The organism is Thalassomonas actiniarum, from assembly GCF_000948975.2.
GTDB lineage: Bacteria > Pseudomonadota > Gammaproteobacteria > Enterobacterales > Alteromonadaceae > Thalassomonas > Thalassomonas actiniarum.
Genome location: NZ_CP059735.1, coordinates 6,291,175 through 6,310,772, shown reverse-complemented (window position 1 = coordinate 6,310,772; position 19,598 = coordinate 6,291,175). Strand labels below are relative to the sequence as shown.

Genomic DNA, 19,598 nt, shown 5'->3' with positions numbered 1-19,598 from the left:
TTAAGTGATAAATATTCGCTCATTTTTTGATGTTAACTATCAAACGCCTCTTTGGTTTAAAGAAAAGAACACTCAGGTAAAAATTTCCCGCCGGGCTTTGTTGAAGTCGGCGGCGGGCGCCTCGGCGATTGCCGCCTTGCCTGTTAAAAGCTGGAGCCCGGCACCGGCTGAGGAGCTTAGACAGGCGCTGAAAACCGATCCCTGGCTTACTTTAAATGCCGTGTTGGAGCATCTGTTACCTGCCTCGGATTCAGGACCCGGTGCCCGGGATATCCAGGCGCTGGACTATTTATATAATGTCGTCACCAGGCAACCGACGGAACAGGATGAAATAGCCTTTATTTTTAAAGGGGTTGGCTGGCTCAATGATTTTAGTAACAGCCAGAGCGGTAAGGCGTTTGTTACTCTGGAGCAAGCAGACAAGGAAAAGCTGCTGCGGGCCATCAGCAACTCCCGCGCGGGGGAGAACTGGCTTAATACTCTGTTGAACTATATTTTTGAGGCCATGCTTTCGCCTCCCGTGTATGGCGGCAATCCCGACGGTGTTGGCTGGAAATGGCTGGAGCATAAACCGGGCTTCCCTTTGCCTAAAAAGGGGAAACGTTATTATGAATTACCGGGTCAAAAGGGCATAGCGGTGAAAGTTGTAGCAGCTAAAGGAAGTAAAAAAGCATGAGTTTTGATATCTGTGTGATCGGCAGCGGCGCCGGGGCTTCACCCGTGGCTTATACCCTGGCCAAGGCCGGAGCCAAGGTACTGGTGCTGGAAAAAGGCCCCTGGTTAACGGAAAAGGAGTTTTATAAAGACGAGCTGGCCATCAGTTTACGGGATGCCTACAACCCTAAGCTCACCGATGAGCAGCATGTCATTGAAGAGCTTTACGAAAGAGAAAGCGGTGAAACCTTTTGGCAGGGAGAGCCCACCAGCGAGTCCGGCTGGAGTTTCTGGAGCGGCACGGTTGTTGGCGGTTCATCCAATTTTATGAGTGGTTATTTCCATCGTCTTAAACCCGACGACTTCAGGTTAAAGTCTGAATTTGGCGATATTGAAGGGGCTAATGTTGCCGACTGGCCGATCAGTTATCAGGATCTTGAGCCCTATTATGCCAGGGTAGAACAAGAAGTCGGGGTGTCGGGCAGGGTTGTTGATCATCCCCACCAGGAGCCGAGGTCGACGCCGTTCCCTTATCCGCCGGTGGCGGAGCACGGGGTGTCTGCCTGGATAGATGAGGCGGCACAAAGTATTGGTTACCATACTATGCCGGTGCCCAGGGCGATTTTATCCCGGCCGGATATGGGGCGAAACTCGTGTGAATATTCCGGTTATTGCAGCAGTTACGGCTGCTCTTCCGGCGCCAAGGGCAGCGGCCGGGCGGCGCTGTTAAATCATGCGGTAGCCAGCGGTAACTGTACCATCAAGCCGGAATCTAAGGTTTATAAAATTGAAACCGACAAGGAAGGCAAGATCACCGGCGTACTTTATTATGATAAAGCCGGGCGTAAACATAAGGCGGTCGCCGATTTTTATGTGGTGGCCTGCCAGGCGATCGAAAGCTCCCGCTTGCTGTTGGCGTCTAAAGGGGGGAAATTTCCCAACGGTCTGGCCAATAACCAGGGGCAGGTAGGTAAAAACTTAATTTTCAGTGCCGGCGGTACCGGGCGCGGAGATTTTTTCTATCAGGATCTGACCAAAGATCAGGTGAATACCATGAAGCAGGTGGGGCCTTTTGTTAACCGGGCCTTGCAGGACTGGTACCGTATCGAGGACAAGGCTTTCGGCAAGGCAGCTAAAGGCGGCACCATAGATTTTCTTTTCCATCAAAACCCCATTGCCCGTGCCCGGGGCAGCCAGTGGGATGAAAACGACAACCTGGTGTGGGGGGAGCAGTTAAAGCAGAATTTAAAGCAGGAGTTTACCACTTATAAAACCCTGCGTTTTGAAGTCTTTAACGACTGGTTACCCAATGATGACTGTTTTGTGACTTTAGATCCCGATATTACCGACAAATGGGGAGATGCGGTGGCCAAGGTCAGGATAGGTTTCCACGAGCATGATCTTAAGGTCGGCGAATATCTGGCGGAAAAAGGAGAAAAGCTGCTCAGGGCCATGGGGGCGACCAATATCAGTTCGTCTGTCAGCGGCGCGCCGCCGACCAATTTAATGGCGGGAGGTTGCCGCTTCGGCAATGATCCGAAAACGTCGGTATTGAATAAATATTGCCAGGCCCATGAAGTGGATAATCTGTTTGTCACCGATGGCTCTTTTATGCCCACCGGGGGCAGTGTGCCTTACACCTTTACCATATATGCCAATGCCTTTCGGGTGGCGGATCACATTAAACAGCGCTGGCAGTTAAAACAGCGGGAAAAGCTGGGTTAAGTATTTTCTGGTGCGGGAGTTTTTTACAGGAAGCTATCTGCGCCTGTTCACCAATAATAATCGTGAAATAGCCGGGGAAAAGTGATTTAAGGATTTGCTTAAGGTAGATCCTTAACTGCTGCTGGGGCATAATTAGCATACTTTTTGTTGCAGGTATTAATTATGATCCATAGCATGACCGGCTTCGCCCGTTATGAAGTCAAAGGTGAGTGGGGCAACGCGGTATGGGAAATCCGCTCGGTAAACCAGCGTTTTTTGGAAACCTACTTCCGCTTACCCGAACAGTTTCGAGGCATAGAGCCGGTATTACGTGAGCGCTTTCGCAAGCGGTTAAACCGCGGCAAGGTGGAATGCCATTTACGTTTTACTGCCAACCCTGCCGCAAAAAGCAATTTAACGCTCAATAAAAATTTAGCCGAGCAGCTGCTGCAACACGCCAACTGGGTTAATGAGCAAACCCTTAACAGCCAGATAAATCCGCTGGAAATTATGCGCTGGCCCGGGGTGATGGAAGCGGAAGAATCTGATATCAATGCCATTCAGGCGGATATCCTGGTGGGGTTTGATGCAGCCCTCAAGGAGTTTATAACCGCCCGCGGCAACGAAGGCGATAATCTTAAAGCCCTGATTGAACAGCGGCTTGAAGGTATAGTGGTTGAGGCGGAAAAAGTCAAAGCCATGATGCCGGAAGTGATTTTATGGCAACGTAACCGCATCACCGAAAAATTTGCCGAAGCCAGCCTTGAACTGGACTCTACCCGGGTGGAGCAGGAGCTGGTGCTGTTGGCGCAAAAAATGGACGTTGATGAAGAGATCGACCGTTTATTTAGCCATGTTAAAGAAACCCGCAATATTTTGAAAAAGGGTGGTCCGCAGGGACGACGCCTGGATTTTATGATGCAGGAGTTCAACCGCGAAGCCAATACCTTAGGTTCTAAATCCATTAATGCCGATATCACCAACAGTGCGGTGGAATTGAAGGTCTTAATCGAGCAGATGCGTGAGCAGATCCAAAATATTGAATAATCATGTTTTTTGTCTGGTAAAACTTCTTTTTAAAGCCACTGATTAAGTGGCTTTTTTGCAGATTTTCTGCTGTAAAAGCCGTTAATTTTATTGATTAATTTCCTATGCGTCTTGATAAATTTCTTTGCAAAAGTACCGAATTCTCCCGCGAGCAGGCCAGGGAATTAATTCTTGGCGGCAATATCCGGGTCAATGGTGAAATGCTTACCGACCCGGCAAAACAGGTGCATGAAAATAATGAAATTCTGTTTAAAGGCAGCCGGTTAAAAGCACGTGACTCCCGTTATATTATGCTGCATAAGCCGCCGGGGACTATTTGCTCTAATGTCGATGAAAATTATCCGTCGGTTTTTAGTTTATTGCATTTTGAACGGGTCGATGATCTACATCTTGCCGGCCGGTTAGATGTAGATACTACGGGGTTGGTTTTTATTACCGATGACGGGCGCTGGTCACAGCAGATTATTTCACCCAAAAATTTATGTTATAAAACCTATCTGGTCGGACTGAGAAATCCGGTTGCTGACGGTGTTGTCCAACAGTTTGCATCAGGTATTCAACTGCAGGGAGAAAAGGCTTTAACCTTGCCGGCTCAATTGCAGATCATCACGCCGCAGCAGGTGTTACTGTCGATCATGGAAGGTAAATACCACCAGGTAAAACGTATGTTTGCAGCGACAGGAAATAAAGTCGTGAGTTTACATCGTCAGCAAATAGGTGATATTGCTTTAGAGCCGGGATTGCAGCCCGGGCAGTGGCGTTATTTAACCCCGGATGAAGTATCATGCTTTTCATCTCCTTCGTTATGAAGGAAATTAAGCAGACAAGTTATGGGCGTCAGATATTTTTTAATAAGGTCTTTTTTTATGGTGATTAGAGGTGTGAAAATTAACTCTGTTATTTTGATGTTATTGGCCCTAAATGTTTTTATCCCGGCTGCCCTGGGGCTAAGTTTTTCGCTTGAACCTCAGCCGGAATTAGGGCAGTTGAGAGACTTTAAGGGCAGTGAACTTTGCCAGGTGGCAGAAAACAGCAAGCATTATCTGCAGAGTCAAGGGCAAGACACTTTTGCCGTACACCCGGGTAAACAGATCAATGACCAGATCACGCTGAAAAGGGTAGAACATACCCTGGCTTTTATCTGCCAAACCTACCGGGAAGATGTGCGGGCGAAACGACAGAGCCGTTTACATGATAAAGCATTTTTAAAACAGCACTTTGAGTTTGTCCGCTGGCGGCCGGATAAGGAAACGGCGGCTAAAATTGCCGGGAAAAGCACCAACGAAAGCAAAGCAAGGATGTTGAATAATATCCCCGATGAAGAAATTTTTCTTACTAAATATTATACCAAGCTACTGGATGGCAGTCCGGTAAAAACTGAACATTACGATCAGGCACTTTATGCCCTGCCGAAAGATGAACAAGGCCTTAGCTTAGCGCAGGCAGAGCAGCAAAAAGAGCACTTAACCCGGTTTCGTTTTACCCGCCAGCAAATCATCGCCGGCGCCCTGGTTAACGACAAGTTGGCAAAACCTCTGGTGTGGCTGACAGAGGAGGCGTTACATGATGTGTTGTTACAGGGCACCGGTGTGTTAAAGGTTGATGGCAAGATCCGTTATTTTAATGTCCACCGTAATAACGGCATAACCTATGACTACACTATCGGAAAGCGGGAACAGCCAAGATATTGGTACTTTGTCGAAACGCCGGAAATCATGGGCTATGGCCAGGATCAGTCCAGTAAAATTGCGATTAAACCTCAGGTGACTTTTGCCGGTAATATTGCTGACCTCGGCGTGGGGAAATTGATCATGGTCAGTTACCGGGACAACAAGGGGCAAGTCAGCCGGCTGGGGATCCTGGCGGATCAGGGAGGTGCTTTTGATAATAATCTTTTCCAACTGGATCTGTTGGTGGATAGTTATCGTGGCTGGTCTGATTATCATAGTCACAATGGCCATTTACCCGATTACGCCAGGGCCTGGATACTGTTACTGAAGTAAATGTCAGTTAAGGCGCTTAACCAGAAGAGGATAAAAGTCAGCGGTGCTTTCATCCTTTTTTTCGGCCAATTTCCGCCGTACTTACCGGTTGAATTCTGGTGAAATTGTGAGAGTTTGATATCGATCAAATGAAGTCGGATTAGTGTTAATAAAACACAAATGACATTGATTCGTATTAGTAATAATGCTTAAATATATATACTTACAAAGTTATTACCTCAAATAAGGTTTCCCATGCGTAGTTCATCGTTTTTTCAACCGGCTTTAATTGCCTCGGCAATTTTAGCTGCGATTAGTCACACTGCTGTCGCCAAAGATACAGATGATAATATAGAACATCTGACTATTTTTGGTAGTGCCCAAGCGGTAAATGATGTGCCAGGAAGCGCCCATATGATCACGGAAGAAGAGCTGAACAAGTTTGACTTCACCGATATCATGCGTACCTTAACCTCAGTGCCCGGCGTTTATGTGCTGGAAGAAGACGGTTATGGTTTACGTCCTAATATCGGCATGCGCGGTACAGGACAGAATCGCAGTGAAAAAGTAACTATCATGGAAGACAATGTTTTAGCGGCCCCTGCGCCCTATGCTTCACCTTCAGCCTATTACTTCCCGACAGCGGGTCGTATGCAGCAGGTAGAAGTGCTTAAAGGTACTTCCAGCGCCATGTATGGTCCGCGCACTACAGGCGGTGTGATCAACATGTTATCCCGCCAGATACCGGATGATGCCCTTGCCGGTCAGTTTAACGTGACAACCGGTGAAGACGGATATGCAAAAGTGCATGCCTACGCCGGCGGTTCCGGTGAGCAGGTTTCTTCGGTATTTGAGGTATTCCGTTATCAGGCGGATGGTTTTAAAGACATTAACAACAGTGATCGTGATACCGGTTTTGTAAAAAATGATATTTTAGCGAAAGTTCGTTTTAACAGCGACAAAAACGCCGCTTACGATCAAGAGCTGGAGTTGAAATTAAAATACTCGGATGAAGACTCCGATGAAACTTATATGGGCTTGACGGACGCAGACTTTGCCGCCGATCCTTATGCCCGTTATTCAGCTTCTCAGCTGGATAATATGGACACTACCCATAAGCAGGTGCAGATTAACCATCTGATTAAAATCAACGGCCGTTTCAACTTAATGACCACGGCTTACTACAATGATTTTAGCCGTAACTGGTACAAAACCAGTAAGGTTGGAAAAATGGTTGATGAAGTACAGGAAGATGGCAGCATAATTCCGGTGAAGAAATTCTCCAGCCTGGGTTCTGGCGGCACAGAAATCGCCTCAGATTATGATCGGGGTGCAGAGAGTGAGATTTATGCTCAGGTGAAAGCCAACAGCCGTGATTACCTGTCTAAGGGTCTGCAAACGGTATTAGATATCGACCTTGACGATCATCAGCTGAAATTTGGTGTTCGTTATCATGAAGATGAAATGGATCGTTTCCAGTGGGTTGATGAATACACCCTGGATCAGGATTACCAGATGACCCAGGATGATGCCGGTGTTCACGGTGCTGATTCTAACCGTATCGACAGCGCAGAAGCTTTGGCGTTATTTGTTCATGATGAATATACCCTGGGGAATTTTATCATCAATGCCGGGTTACGTTATGAAGACATCACCTTAGAACGCCATGACTGGAAAGATGATCTTGCCCGCACCCAGGATCCGGTAAAACACACCAAGAATACCGTAGATGTCTGGTTGCCGTCACTGGCGCTAACTTATAGAGTCAACGAAGAGTTAGTACTGCTTGGTGGTATCCAAAAAGGCTTCGCGCCACCGGCACCGGGTAATGAAGAAGCAGACGATGAAGAAAGTATCAACTACGAGTTAGGTTTACGTTATAACAACGAAAGCTTACATGCTGAAGCCATTGCTTTCTTCTCTGACTACGACAATATGCACGGTAACTGTACCGTCAGCCAGAATTGCGCCGATGAAAATGTTGGCGAGCAATATAATGCCGGTGAAGTAGAAGTGAAAGGCTTAGAAGTGAAAGCAGGTTATGAATTTAAACTGGCTAACTTGTTGGTGCCGGTAGATTTGACCTATACCTTTACCGACACTGAGTTCTTAAACAGTTTTGAATCTAAGCTCGATACCTGGGGAGATGTCACTAAGGGTGAAGAGTTGCCATATGTACCGGATAATCAGCTGCAATTTGCTGCCGGTCTGGTGGGAGATAACTGGCGTGGCGATATCTTAGTGCGCTATATGGATGAGATGCGTACTATTGCCGGCAGTGGCGATATTCCGAATGATGAAGTGATTAAAAGCCGTACCGTAGTCGACTTAGCGGCTCATTATAACCTGGCCGAGAATCAGGAGCTGACCCTGAATATCGATAACCTGTTTGATAAAGAGTATGCAACAACCCGTACCCACGGCTCTTTAATGGCGGGTAAACCTCGCACTATGACCATAGGTTATAAATACAGCTTCTAACCGGGCAAAAAATGAATCAATCATCTATTGATTGGCTAAAAAAGACGAACCTTGTTCGTCTTTTTTTATGCTTGCTGTTTTATTTATTGCCTGATAGCGCCCGGTTGTCAGCCTGATGTTTAGTTCAGCCTGGCAGCAGGGTATGATAGTGATAATTGGACTTTATTCATCGGGATGAACTGGGCATGTTAAATTTTTCACCTTCATGTGAGCGTAATCAGGGCTATATCTTAACTGAGCTGGAACAATTGTTTGCACCTGTTACCCGGGTGCTTGAGCTGGGCAGCTTATCGGGCCAGCACGCCTTGCACTTTGCCTCCGGTTTGCCGCATTTGAACTGGCAACCATCAGATCTGGCAGAAAATGTGCCGGCATTAACGGAAAATATCCGACATAGCGCCATCGATAATTGCCTGGTGCCGATAGCTTTAGATGTCACGGTTGCCGGAGATTGGCCGGAGCAGCAATACGATGGTATTTTTACCGCCAATACTTTACATATCATGTCTTGGCCATCTGTGGTACAGATGTTTGATCACTTGCCTAAAGTTTGTCGGCCGGGCACCTTGCTCACGATTTACGGACCCTTTAAGTATCAAGGGGCATATACCAGTGATAGCAACGCCAGCTTCCAACAGTGGCTGCAAGACAGGGATCCCCAAAGCGGTATCCGGGACTTTGAACAGGTGGGGAGGCTAGCGCGGCAGCAGGGGTTTGAACTGATTTCTGACATTCAGATGCCTGCCAATAACCAGCTGATCAGTTGGCAAAAACAGGGGTAGTATTTCTCTGCATTTGCTGCGCGATTTCGGTAGTTGTTGTCAGTATTAGTTACAACTGACAGGCACACCTTAGCTAAAGTCTTGGGATTAAGCTTTCTATTACCAGTAAGGTACAAATAAAACAGTTGCTTATAGGCTTGTTGCGGTATTATTGGTTGTGCCCGGCTCATTTATGTCAATATTTTTTACAGTGATGACAGGCCGTTGAATATAACTTAATGAATATTCAACAAAATTTATTAAGGTCTGATTTATGCTTAAAACTTGAACAGCAGTAAAAGCGCAAAGAGGACGCTGGAGTTGTAAGCAGTCAGGATGCTAATCGTGCATTGAGGGCTGATAATAATGAAAATGTTCAAAACAATACTTTTAACCGCTATTGTTTTTTTGTTAAACCTTTCTTTTGCTTTTGCCGGTCATTTACCCCCGGCTCCCTGTAATGTCGCAGATGTCCAACTGAATAGTATTCAATTGCTCGATGGCAGCCCGGTGGTAAATGTTCCACCGATCGACTCCAGCGAGTGTTATGGCGCCTTTACCGGCAATAACAGCCTGTTTACTAAACCCACCAATGGTAACCTGGGCTATGATGATGATGGCTGGTTAAACAGTGAATCACCTTTCTGGTCAGGCCCCGGGGCTTTTATTGAAAACGCTGATTTGCTCGATTTGGACGGCGAAGGTGATGTCGATGATCCCGGCTGGATTTACCTGGGGAAAGATGAAGGAGCTGGCTTTAAAGGAGAAACCAGTACCGATGGTGTCGGTTCTTATACCTTTATCGATGACTTGCTGACCATGAGCAATTGCCTGGATAAAGATGATAACAGTACTAATTGTGTCGGCGGTGATGCCGTTAAAGGCGATTGGGCCTGGACGCCGCCGGCGACTAATCCGCAAGCGCTGCTGGATTTACTGGGGGGATTGTTTTTTGACCAGGTAGCCATTATTTTCAAAAGCGGCAAACAGTTTGCCATGTATGATTTTGATATTGGCGATTTGGGACTAGACCCGGTATTGGCCGGCGATTTTAATTTTGCCTTTACCGGTACCTGGGATATGAGTAATACCTTAGGGAAACATGGCCTGTCTAACTATACCTTATGGGCCAGGGATCCTACGATTGAAACCACGGATATTCCCGAGCCTTCGACCTTGGCCTTATTCAGTTTATTTCTCTTGCTGATCGCCCTCAGGCAAAGGCAGTGGCTGAATCAATAAAGCTGCGCTAAGCTGATATAGCGCGATACCATGGTTTGATTAGCTAATAAGTGCGGTGGTAGTGGTAGCGTAGTAGTACTTATTAGTTTCCCCGCTTTTTTTCGCGGCAAAGCGCTTTTGTCGATACTTCCTTTGTTTCTTTTGTCTTTCTTGTGCTCGGTTTACCGGGTCAGGGCGTTCGCTATCTCCTGTTCATATAAAGGGATTTTTTTCTCACTGAAGCCGGCGTGACGGCTGATGATGCTGCCGCTGCGGTCAAACAAAAAACTGCTGGGCATGCCTTTTATTTTATATTGTTTCATCAGTTCGCCCCGGGGATCGTAAATCACCGGAAAATCAGCCGCTAGCTGCTGCAGAAATTCGTCGGCGAACTGCTTGTTATGATCGAGATTGACGCTGAGTACGACAAAGCCTTGTTGCTGATATTGTGTCTGCATTTTTGACAGCCAGGGAAAGGACTTGCGGCACGGGCCGCACCAGGATGCCCAAAAATCCAGGTAAATCACTTTACCTGTATGCTGCTCCAGTTGCCGGGCCAGTTCGTCAGTTGGGGTTACCTTTTCGGCATAAGCGGAAACAGCCCAGGTGGCCAGGTACAGATAACAGCAGACAGCAAAAAGTTTAGACATAAGCTTTCCATGGATGTTGTTGACTTTTAAACACTAATGCTTTTGCCTGGTGAGTGCAAATAGATTTTTTGACGGTAAAGTTTCCTGTCCGGATCAGGAGATTAAGTTTTCATTAAGCGCCTGTCGGTCACTTGTATTCGCCTTCTTGAACGGGGTAAACTTGTTGCCGATGTCTTTGAATAAAAATACCCGGAAGCGAAAATGAAGGTTATTAAAAATGCTGTTTTGATCGCCTTAACCAGCTTTAGTTTTTTAGCGGCTGACCTTGTTATGGCTGATGAAGCAAAAAAACAGCAAGAAGCCCATAATTTATGGCTGAAAAAACAATTTTCCCAGCAACACCGGCAACTTATTCCCGTGGTAACCGTGGCGGATATGTTTTATGGCTGCAATAAAGAAAGAAAAATAGATCCCATCAATTATCATATCAGTGAACTGGTGTTGAAGATGGATAGGGAGCAGCTGGCGGATAAGCTCACTGCCTGTCTTGCCGACGACTCCTTAAAATCGGATGTTGCCCTTAACTTCGGTTTGATCGGCTGTTTTAACGAACAGTTTTCTGAGATGCCTAAGGTGGAGAAGCAGCAGAAGATGAAGCTGGTACGCCAGGCGATCGCCTCCTTATCCCGGGAAGAAAGGCAAAAAAGTCTCACCAAGTGTGTCACCGAACAAGCCATCCGTTACCTGAAATAACCGGTTAAGATTTTTCCCGGGTCTTTTCCTGCTGTTGTCGCGGCAGTTTGGCTGATGAAAAAGAGCTGGGAATAATATCCACTCCCACCCATCTTCCGACTTTGATCATCACGGGAATGGTAATAGGGGCAAAAGGTAAAACCGCAAACACCCCGAGTCCCAGGCCTTTAAGCACATCCAAAAATTGCTTGTTGGCCATTTTCATTTCTGCTTCGCTGGCATTTCCCTGGGTATACTTGCGGTATATCACCAGCATTTCTTTGGTTTCGGTTTTTTCCTGGGCAAGGGCAATTTTAACCCTGACCATCTGGCGCTTGAGGCGAATCGTAGTTCTTTTACGGCTGATCAGCACGACGCGAATTGGTGCTCTGACAAAATGGACCCATACTTTCATCCGCTCAGTGTCCCATATTTAACGGCATTTGTATCTAGCTTAATGTTTGTTTTTTATCGCCATCCCTAAGGGGGGATTTTATTCCTTTGCCGGGGGACAACGAAATAGCATTTCATAATTTGTAACAAATGCCTGAATAATTATCCCCTCAGCCCTTTCAAATCTAAGGGAAGATGTCTTATAGTGGCAGCAAGTTAATCTGGTATGAAAATAGTGCGCTATGGGACATGAAACACCGAAAATTTTAGTTGTTGATGATGATATGAGATTACGGGCTTTACTGGAGCGTTATCTGGTAGAGCAGGGATTTACTGTGCGTAGCGCCGCCAGCGCCGATCAAATGGATCGTTTGCTGGAGCGGGAAAACTTTCACCTGCTGGTGCTGGATTTAATGTTGCCGGGTGAAGACGGTTTATCTATTTGCCGTCGCCTGAGGCAAAATTCCAATAATATCCCTATTGTTATGCTGACGGCGAAAGGGGATGAAGTTGACCGTATTATCGGCCTGGAATTAGGGGCCGACGATTATATGCCGAAACCTTTTAATCCGCGCGAATTACTGGCGCGTATCAAGGCGGTACTCAGACGCCGGGTTCAGGAAGCGCCGGGTGCGCCTTCGCTGGAAGAAAATGTTATCAGTTTCGGCGAATATGAATTAAACCTTGCCACGCGGGAAATGAAGAAAGGCGATGTCAACATGCCGCTTACCAGTGGTGAATTTGCCGTGCTTAAAGCCTTGATCACCCATCCCAGGGAGCCTTTATCCCGGGATAAGCTGATGAACCTGGCCAGGGGGCGGGATTACTCGGCGCTGGAGCGCAGTATCGACGTACAGGTTTCCCGCCTGCGCCGTATGCTGGAAGAAGACCCCGCCAAACCCAGATATATTCAAACCGTGTGGGGCTTAGGTTATGTCTTTGTGCCCGACGGTAAAGAAGCGGTATAAGAGAAAATCCAGTAAATATGAAGTTGTTACCACGCAGTGCGTTTGGCCAGACGGTTCTATTGATCGGGATTTTGCTGTTAATTAACCAGGTGGTGTCCTGGGTGTCCATGGCGATATTTTATATCCAGCCGAATTCTCAGCAAATTCATCAGCTGCTGGCAAAACAAATCCGGGTGGTGTTTATCGACGTTAAACATTCCGAGCTGAGCCCGGCAATGGCCGAGGCGTTCCAGCACGAAACCGGTATCGGTCTCTACCGGGAAAAAGATGCCCTGCAGCTGGGCCTGGCACAGGCGGTTTATTACCCGTATCGCTCCGATGAAATGAGTAAGTTACTCGGCGGCCCGGCGGAAGTGCGTATCACCCAGGGAGACGAATATTTATTCTGGATCCGGCCGCCGCAAGCACCGCGCTTATGGGTGAAAATTCCCCTGACCGGGCTGGAAGAAGCCAATTTCTTACCTCTATTGTTTTTCTTAAGCTTGATCGGTGTACTCAGTGTCGCCGGCGGCTGGCTCTTTGTCCGGCAACTCAACCGGCCGCTCAAATCCCTGCAGCGGGCGGCGGAAGAAGTGGGGCGCGGCGATTTTCCCGAACCGTTAAAAGAGCGGGGTACCACGGAAATAGCCGCGGTAACCCAGGCGTTTAACCATATGTCCAAAGGCATCAAACAACTTGAAGACGACCGGAATTTGTTGATGGCGGGTATTTCCCATGATTTGCGCACGCCGTTGACCCGGATCCGCCTGGCCACGGAAATGATGTCTGGTGAAGATGACTTTTTTAAAGAAGGCATCGAAAGCGATATCAACGATATGAACAGCATCATAGATCAGTTTATCGATTATATTCGTCATGATACCAAAGACAAAGCCGAGCCCGGCAACCTCAATTACCTGATTGAAGAGGTGGTGCATACCGAAACACCGCCGGACCGAATTATCCAGTTTAGCGCCGGTGAGTTACCGGAAATTCCTCTGCGTTATGTGGCGGTTAAGCGGGTGGTGGCAAACTTGATCCAAAATGCCCTGCGCTATACCGAGGGCGGCATCTTTATTGAAACCGGTATTGAAGCCAGGGCCGCGGGCAGCGGACCGGCGATCAAGTATGCCTACTTCAGCGTTTGTGATGAAGGGGAAGGGATCCCGGAAGATGAAATTGACCGTTTATTCCAGCCTTTTACCCAGGGAGATAAGGCGCGCGGTACCGAAGGCAGCGGTTTGGGCTTGGCGATTATCAAGCGTATCGTCGATACCCATGGCGGCAAGGTAAGCTTATCCAACCGCGAGCAGGGGGGGTTACAGGCCAAGGTTTATTTACCTCTGTCATATTAAAGTTTTGCTTTGCTCCAAAGTGAGTTTAAAACAGACATAAAAAAAGCCGCATTAGCGGCTTTTTATGTTAAAGACTATGTTCAGGATGAAGTTTATGTCACACCTTCATGGAAGTGGCAATGTCACCCTGAGTCATTATAACTGAGGACCGGCAGATACTAATGAAGCACCGTTTTCGGTATCGGTGAATTTCTCGAAGTTATTGACAAAACGCTTGGCCAGATCGGCTGCTTTACCTTGCCATTCAGCCTTGTCTTGATAAGTATCACGCGGATCCAGAATATCCCCTTCGACACCGGCAACCTTGGTTGGAATTTCCAGGTTGAACAAAGGTAATACTTGAGTTTCTGCATTGTCGATAGAGCCGTCAAGAATGGCATCGATAATTGCCCGGGTGGCTTTGATCGAGATACGCTTGCCGGTGCCGTTCCAGCCGGTATTGACCAGGTAGGCTTCGGCGCCAACCGCCTGCATGCGTTTATTTAATACTTCGGCATATTGCGTCGGGTGCAGGCTTAAGAAAGCCGCGCCGAAACAGCTGGAGAAGGTCGGTGTCGGCTCGGTAATGCCACGCTCGGTACCGGCCAGTTTGGCGGTAAAACCGGACAGGAAGTAATATTCCGTCTGTTCAGGTGTTAACTTGGCTACCGGCGGTAATACGCCAAAGGCATCAGCGGTTAAGAAAATCACTTTTTTCGCATGGCCGGCACGGGAAACCGGTTTTACGATATTGTCGATGTGATGGATCGGGTAGGAAACCCGGGTATTTTCGGTTTTTGAGTTATCGTCAAAATCAATTAACCCGCCTTCATTCACCGTGACATTTTCTAGCAGGGCATCGCGGCGGATGGCCTGGTAAATGTCCGGTTCGTTTTCTTTGCTCAGGTTGATGGTTTTGGCGTAACAGCCGCCTTCAAAGTTGAATACGCCGTTATCATCCCAGCCGTGCTCGTCATCACCAATCAGCTTACGCTTAGGATCTGTGGACAAGGTGGTTTTACCGGTACCGGATAAGCCGAAGAAAATGGCAACGTCGTCGTCTTTACCGACGTTGGCGCTACAGTGCATGGAAGCTATGCCTTTTAACGGCAACAGGTAGTTCATCATAGAGAACATACCTTTTTTCATTTCGCCGCCATACCAGGTGCCGCCGATCAGCTGCATTTTTTCTGTCAGGTTGAAGGCAACGAAATTTTCGGAGTTCAGTCCCTGCTCTTGCCAGTTCGGGTTAGTGGTTTTGGCACCGTTTAATACCACGAAATCCGGTTCATAGTTTTTCAGCTCTTCATCCGTCGGACGGATAAACATGTTTTTCACAAAGTGCGCCTGCCAGGCGACTTCGGTCACAAAACGAACTTTCAAACGGGTCGCTTCATCGGCGCCGCAAAAGGTATCAACCACAAATAATCGCTTGGCGGATAACTGCTCGGTAACCAGGCCTTTTAATTCAGACCAGGTTTCAGGCGTCATAGGTTTATTGTCGTTTTTACCCTGATCTGACCACCACACGGTATCCCGGGTCACATCGTCACGGACGATATATTTATCTTTTGGCGAACGGCCGGTAAAAATGCCGGTGTCAACGGAGACCGCGCCCAGTTCAGTGACAACACCCTTGTCATAGCCAGAGAGACCTTCTTTGGTTTCTTCGGCAAATAGCAACTCATAAGATGGATTATATACAATTTCAGCAACGTCTTTAATTCCGTATAAAGACAAATCAATTGAGCTGTGTACTGCGGTCATGGTAAACACTCTCCTAACGGTATGACAGGTTTTAAAATTAAGCTATAGGGCACTTGTTCCGGGCGCTCATTCTAGGGCAATAGCGGTTAAAACAAAAGCACTAAATTTGTTTTGTCTGAAAGTTTTCATAATAGTTTTCATTTTTGATCAGAAATACCTTTTTTACTCAAGAAAACCCCGGTTTTTATGGAATTTTCTTAGCATTTTGATCAGGGAGTTTCTTCCGTTTTTTACAGTGATTATTGTCGTTATTGCCAACTTGGACTGTGATTGACTTTCAGGCTGGGTATTTTAGACAGTTAACCTTGCTGTCAGGCAGGTAAAAAGGTCGGTTTGCCGGTTGAAAAAGTAATGTTTTTATTGGCAATTAAAAATCGGAGGCAAGGGGGGATACATAACAAGCATAAAAAAAGGGCGCCGGGCGCCCTTTTAGCTTAGCTGGCGGTTATTTCTTCAAGCGGCGAAGGAACAACAAAGGTGCCGCCAGTAACGAGAGCCAGCCAAAAGAACCGCCGCCACCGTTTCGTCTGTTAATGACGTTAACGCTGGTGGTTTCTGTACTGGTGTTGCCGTTGGCTTCGGTAACCGTCAGGGTGAATGATAAAGTTTCATCTTGACTGACTTTAGGGGCCAAGAAGCTGATGCTCCGGCCATTGGCGTCAAAGGATACCTGAGGGCCAGATAGCTGCTCCCAGTGATAGCTCACCTCAGCGCCGTTCTTATTAAAAGCTGTGGAGCCGGTTAAAGTTACCCTTTCTTCTTCGACCACATTGACTGCAGAGGATGAAATTGTCGCTGTCGGCGTTACCTCTGTGATATCGAAGGTGAAATTAACAGGGTAATTGCTGCCGTCTTCGGCAGTTAAGTACAGTAAACCCTTGGTGGTTTCATCCAAACTGTTGCTCAGGCTCCAGTCAAATTTCAGGGAAAACTCATCACTGCTTTCATCCTGAACAACAGCAACCGTGACATTTTCGTCTTGTGAAGCTTCATCCTGATAGATGGCTGAAATATTTAACTGATAAGGGTCTGTACCTCCGGCAACTGAGGCCTGGTAATTGACCACTTCCACCGTATATATGCCGGCGGCGACATCAGTCAGGGTGATGCTTTCATCCGAGGAATTTGTTGCCGATGAGCCTAACTGATTGCGATCGCTATCATAAACATACAAATCCAGATCCGGTGCCGTAGTTTCACCCAGGGAGAAGATCACCAAAGCGGCATCTTCTGTCAGGTCTAACTGCCATTCCTGCGCGAAGTTCTCCTGAAGTTCATCGGTTTCTTCGCTGATCACTTCTTTTTTGGTGTAAAGACTGGCGCTGATAATGGACAGTTTCTTATCCTGATAGCCACTATAGGTCTTTGAGCCTTGAGCACTGTCCGCAAGCAAGGTTAAGGTTTCCGGCAGGTTGCTTTCGCCGGGTTTTACCACAAGCGGTAACTGGGCATCAGGGAAACCTGCAGCCGTTAGCTTGATATTGGCAAAACTCCAGTCGTTTTTGGTGGCACTGACATCTGCGGTAATGGTTAATACCTGAGACTCACCGGCAGCCAGTTCAAAGCTTTCCGGCGATACTGTGACGGTTAAACCGCTGTTTGCATCCAGCAACTCGGCACTGGCATGCCAGTTGGCATCTGAAGTTGCCGTTACCGTACGGGTCCAGGAGCAGGTATCGATACAGGTCGCATTTGCCATGCTGGGTAAATTCAGGGCTGACGGTTGACCGCCTGTGGTTGGGTTGGCTGCGACATAATTGTCATAGTTTTCATCCATTACCAGGCCGCTGGCGGCGGCCAGGGCAACGTTGGCATAACCTGAGCCCATATCGAAGAAGTCTGCCGGGGTTTCACCGTCTTCTTTTAATACTTCCTGATTGGCTGTCAGCATTAATGCCGATTGTGCCTGTGCCGGGGTCCAGTCTGGCTGTAATCCCGCCAATAGCGTCAGGGCGCCGGCAACGTGCGGGCTGGCCATGGAAGTGCCGCTTAAGAAGCCGTAATCGCTCGGCGCCGGGGATTCTACCATGCCGGCAGAGATTTCGTCGGCATAAGCCGCGAGAATACCTGAGCCCGGTGCGGTAATCGACGGAGATAAAATATCGGCTACCGCTAAGTTAGGGCCGCGGGAGCTGAAATCAGCCATCACACCGCCGTCGGCTTCTGCGATCTGGAACGGCGCAAAGGAAGCGCTTAATGTTGGGTCTTCAGCCAGTGCGCCGATAATGGCTTTGCCTGAATTTTCCGAGATAAAGAGCGAAGGAATCGTGGTGCCGGCCAGGCCGCTCATGCTCAGGGATGAGTCGTCACCCCCCTGGTTGTTATAGACAACCACAGCACTGGCGCCGGCATCGCTGGCGTTAATGATCTTATCGGAGAAATTACAGCTGCCGCGGCTGATCAGGGCGATTTTATCTTTGAAGGCGTCTGCGGCATAAGCTTCACAGCCTTCAATATTGGCTTCGTCTACGCTGCCGGCATATAGCAGGGTGCCGGAAAATTCTGCATCAACTTCAGGGCCTGTGCTGTCGGCATAATCGTAATCAAAGCCATCGACCGTCATTTGGTTTTCGATGAGCTCGCGGTCATGGGTACCGGCGGCCACTGTGGTGATCCACGGGGCTTCACTGGGTGAGCCCAGGGTGTATGGATCCGGGCCGTCATTACCGGCGGAAGTCGCTACATGGATGCCCGCCTTGCGCGCAGATAAAAAGGCCAGGGAATCGCCGTCCTGCCACGGATCTGAGCTGCCGCCGCCAACCGAGTAGTTGATCACATCAACACCGGCTTCAATGGCATGCTCTACCGCCAATATGGTCAGGGAGGGGTAACAACCGTCGAATTCGATGGCATCACCCGGTTCACCCGGTAAACAAACCTGGTAAGAAATAATATTGGCATGCGGGGCAACACCGGACATTTCCGCCACTTCAAGGCCGTTATCCAGGGTAACATCTTTGAGGATATTACCGGCGGCGGTGCCGGCGGTATGAGAGCCGTGACCGTTGTGGTCGACGCCGTTGGCAGCCACGGTTTCATCGAATAAAGGGTAGTCGTCTGTGATCAGCGGATAGCTGTGAACACCGATGAGTTTGTCGTTACATAATCCGGCCCATTCTTCGGTGGCACAGTCGCCGCTGTAGACACCGCTGCCGTTGGGGTTAGTATGATCGTAACCGTCTGCGCCGACATCGGCAAAAGATGGGTGATCACTGTTGATACCGGTATCGATGACGCCGACAATCAGGCCTTCACCCTGATGGGCGGTACCGCTGGCACTACCGTCCCAAACCGCCGGGGCCTTGATAAAAGCAGGACCGGCATCCGTGGTGGGGTAGCGCATGACTTCACGTTTGATCTGGGCAATGCCCGGGACCTTGGCCAGCTTTTCTGCTTCTGCCTGGGTCATTTCAACCACCATACCGTTAAAGGCCAGGGTAGTACGTTGTTTGATGTCCAGTTTGCTCAGCACCTGCTCTGCCTGGGTAATCACCTGATCCTGGCGCTTGTTCAATAAGCTGCGGTAAGCCTTAACTTCAGGGGCCTTGGTATTGAGTTTGCCGTTTGCGGTGGCTGCGCTTTTGGCCAATGCCGGGCTGGTGGCTTGATAACCGGCAATATTGCCCTGGTATAAGGCGACGGGATCTTCGCTCAGGCGGACCAAATAGCGGTGCGTGCCCTGGGCTAAGTCAGCTTCCGGGGTAAAAACGGCCGCAACACCGGTGTTGGCGTTTTTGGCTACAGTTTTGATTTGTGTGCCTTGTGGCACCTGGCTTTTCCCTAACCGGGTTAACTGGCTTTCGGCGGCCGAACTCAGGGACATTGACATCAAAGCCGCGGATACGGCAATGGCTACTTTACTACTCATGGATACTCCAGGTTTCACCGGGGTGAAATTTTATAATTGTTCTACTTCGCGCCAGCTTGGCTTATGAGGGGGCCGAGCAGACGTTAACTTCCAACGCTAGGTTAATTATTGAACAGC

The 19,598-nt window shown here is 48.3% G+C and carries 15 protein-coding genes; 11 read left to right on the top strand and 4 right to left on the bottom strand.

Annotated features, from left to right (window positions below):
• The first annotated feature begins 4 nt into the window (after positions 1 to 4).
• From SG35_RS27435 to SG35_RS27400, 8 genes are all read left to right on the top strand, one after another.
• A complete protein-coding gene (locus SG35_RS27435; protein WP_044834287.1) occupies positions 5 to 676 on the top strand; it encodes a gluconate 2-dehydrogenase subunit 3 family protein in 672 nt (223 codons plus the stop codon).
• Positions 673 to 2,379, top strand: coding sequence for a GMC family oxidoreductase (locus tag SG35_RS27430; protein ID WP_044834286.1), 1,707 nt, complete (start codon positions 673 to 675; stop codon positions 2,377 to 2,379). The genes SG35_RS27435 and SG35_RS27430 overlap by 4 nt, the downstream gene beginning before the upstream one ends.
• Positions 2,380 to 2,541: 162 nt before the next feature.
• On the top strand, positions 2,542 to 3,405 hold the full coding sequence (locus tag SG35_RS27425; RefSeq protein ID WP_044834285.1) for a YicC/YloC family endoribonuclease: 864 nt from the start codon (positions 2,542 to 2,544) through the stop codon (positions 3,403 to 3,405).
• A gap of 104 nt (positions 3,406 to 3,509) precedes the next feature.
• Positions 3,510 to 4,214: a pseudouridine synthase gene (locus SG35_RS27420; RefSeq protein WP_044834284.1), complete on the top strand. Its 705-nt coding sequence runs from the start codon at positions 3,510 to 3,512 to the stop codon at positions 4,212 to 4,214.
• Positions 4,215 to 4,286: 72 nt separating this feature from the next.
• Positions 4,287 to 5,408, top strand: coding sequence for an MltA domain-containing protein (locus SG35_RS27415; RefSeq protein WP_160298331.1), 1,122 nt, complete (start codon positions 4,287 to 4,289; stop codon positions 5,406 to 5,408).
• A gap of 234 nt (positions 5,409 to 5,642) precedes the next feature.
• On the top strand, positions 5,643 to 7,868 hold the full coding sequence (locus tag SG35_RS27410; RefSeq protein ID WP_044834282.1) for a TonB-dependent receptor family protein: 2,226 nt from the start codon (positions 5,643 to 5,645) through the stop codon (positions 7,866 to 7,868).
• Positions 7,869 to 8,053: 185 nt separating this feature from the next.
• A complete protein-coding gene (locus SG35_RS27405) occupies positions 8,054 to 8,650 on the top strand; it encodes a DUF938 domain-containing protein (protein WP_044834465.1) in 597 nt (198 codons plus the stop codon).
• Between the two features lie 345 nt (positions 8,651 to 8,995).
• On the top strand, positions 8,996 to 9,871 hold the full coding sequence (locus SG35_RS27400; RefSeq protein ID WP_044834281.1) for a PEP-CTERM sorting domain-containing protein: 876 nt from the start codon (positions 8,996 to 8,998) through the stop codon (positions 9,869 to 9,871).
• 161 nt (positions 9,872 to 10,032) lie between these two features.
• On the opposite strand, the gene SG35_RS27395 is transcribed toward SG35_RS27400, so the two are convergent.
• A complete protein-coding gene (locus SG35_RS27395) occupies positions 10,033 to 10,500 on the bottom strand; it encodes a TlpA disulfide reductase family protein (RefSeq protein ID WP_044834280.1) in 468 nt (155 codons plus the stop codon).
• Positions 10,501 to 10,701: 201 nt separating this feature from the next.
• On the opposite strand from SG35_RS27395, the gene SG35_RS27390 reads away from it, so the two are divergent.
• Positions 10,702 to 11,193, top strand: a complete 492-nt coding sequence (locus SG35_RS27390; protein ID WP_053043224.1) for a hypothetical protein — start codon at positions 10,702 to 10,704, stop codon at positions 11,191 to 11,193.
• A gap of 4 nt (positions 11,194 to 11,197) precedes the next feature.
• Here SG35_RS27390 and SG35_RS27385 read toward each other — a convergent pair whose 3' ends face one another.
• Positions 11,198 to 11,587, bottom strand: a complete 390-nt coding sequence (locus tag SG35_RS27385) for a hypothetical protein (RefSeq protein ID WP_044834279.1) — start codon at positions 11,585 to 11,587, stop codon at positions 11,198 to 11,200.
• Between the two features lie 220 nt (positions 11,588 to 11,807).
• On the opposite strand from SG35_RS27385, the gene ompR reads away from it, so the two are divergent.
• Entirely contained in the window at positions 11,808 to 12,533 is a 726-nt protein-coding gene (ompR, locus tag SG35_RS27380; protein ID WP_044834278.1) for an osmolarity response regulator transcription factor OmpR, read from the top strand.
• Positions 12,534 to 12,550: 17 nt separating this feature from the next.
• On the top strand, positions 12,551 to 13,867 hold the full coding sequence (envZ, locus tag SG35_RS27375; protein WP_044834277.1) for a two-component system sensor histidine kinase EnvZ: 1,317 nt from the start codon (positions 12,551 to 12,553) through the stop codon (positions 13,865 to 13,867).
• Between the two features lie 135 nt (positions 13,868 to 14,002).
• Here the strand turns inward: envZ and pckA are convergent, their stop codons facing one another.
• Together pckA and SG35_RS27365 are read right to left on the bottom strand one after the other, a co-directional pair.
• Positions 14,003 to 15,613 (bottom strand): phosphoenolpyruvate carboxykinase (ATP), encoded by a 1,611-nt coding sequence (gene pckA / locus SG35_RS27370; protein WP_044834276.1) that lies wholly within the window; start codon positions 15,611 to 15,613, stop codon positions 14,003 to 14,005.
• A gap of 445 nt (positions 15,614 to 16,058) precedes the next feature.
• Positions 16,059 to 19,481 carry a S8 family serine peptidase gene (locus SG35_RS27365; RefSeq protein WP_044834275.1) on the bottom strand — a complete coding sequence of 1,141 codons (3,423 nt, stop codon included), beginning with the start codon at positions 19,479 to 19,481 and terminating at the stop codon, positions 16,059 to 16,061.
• Positions 19,482 to 19,598: the final 117 nt, after the last annotated feature.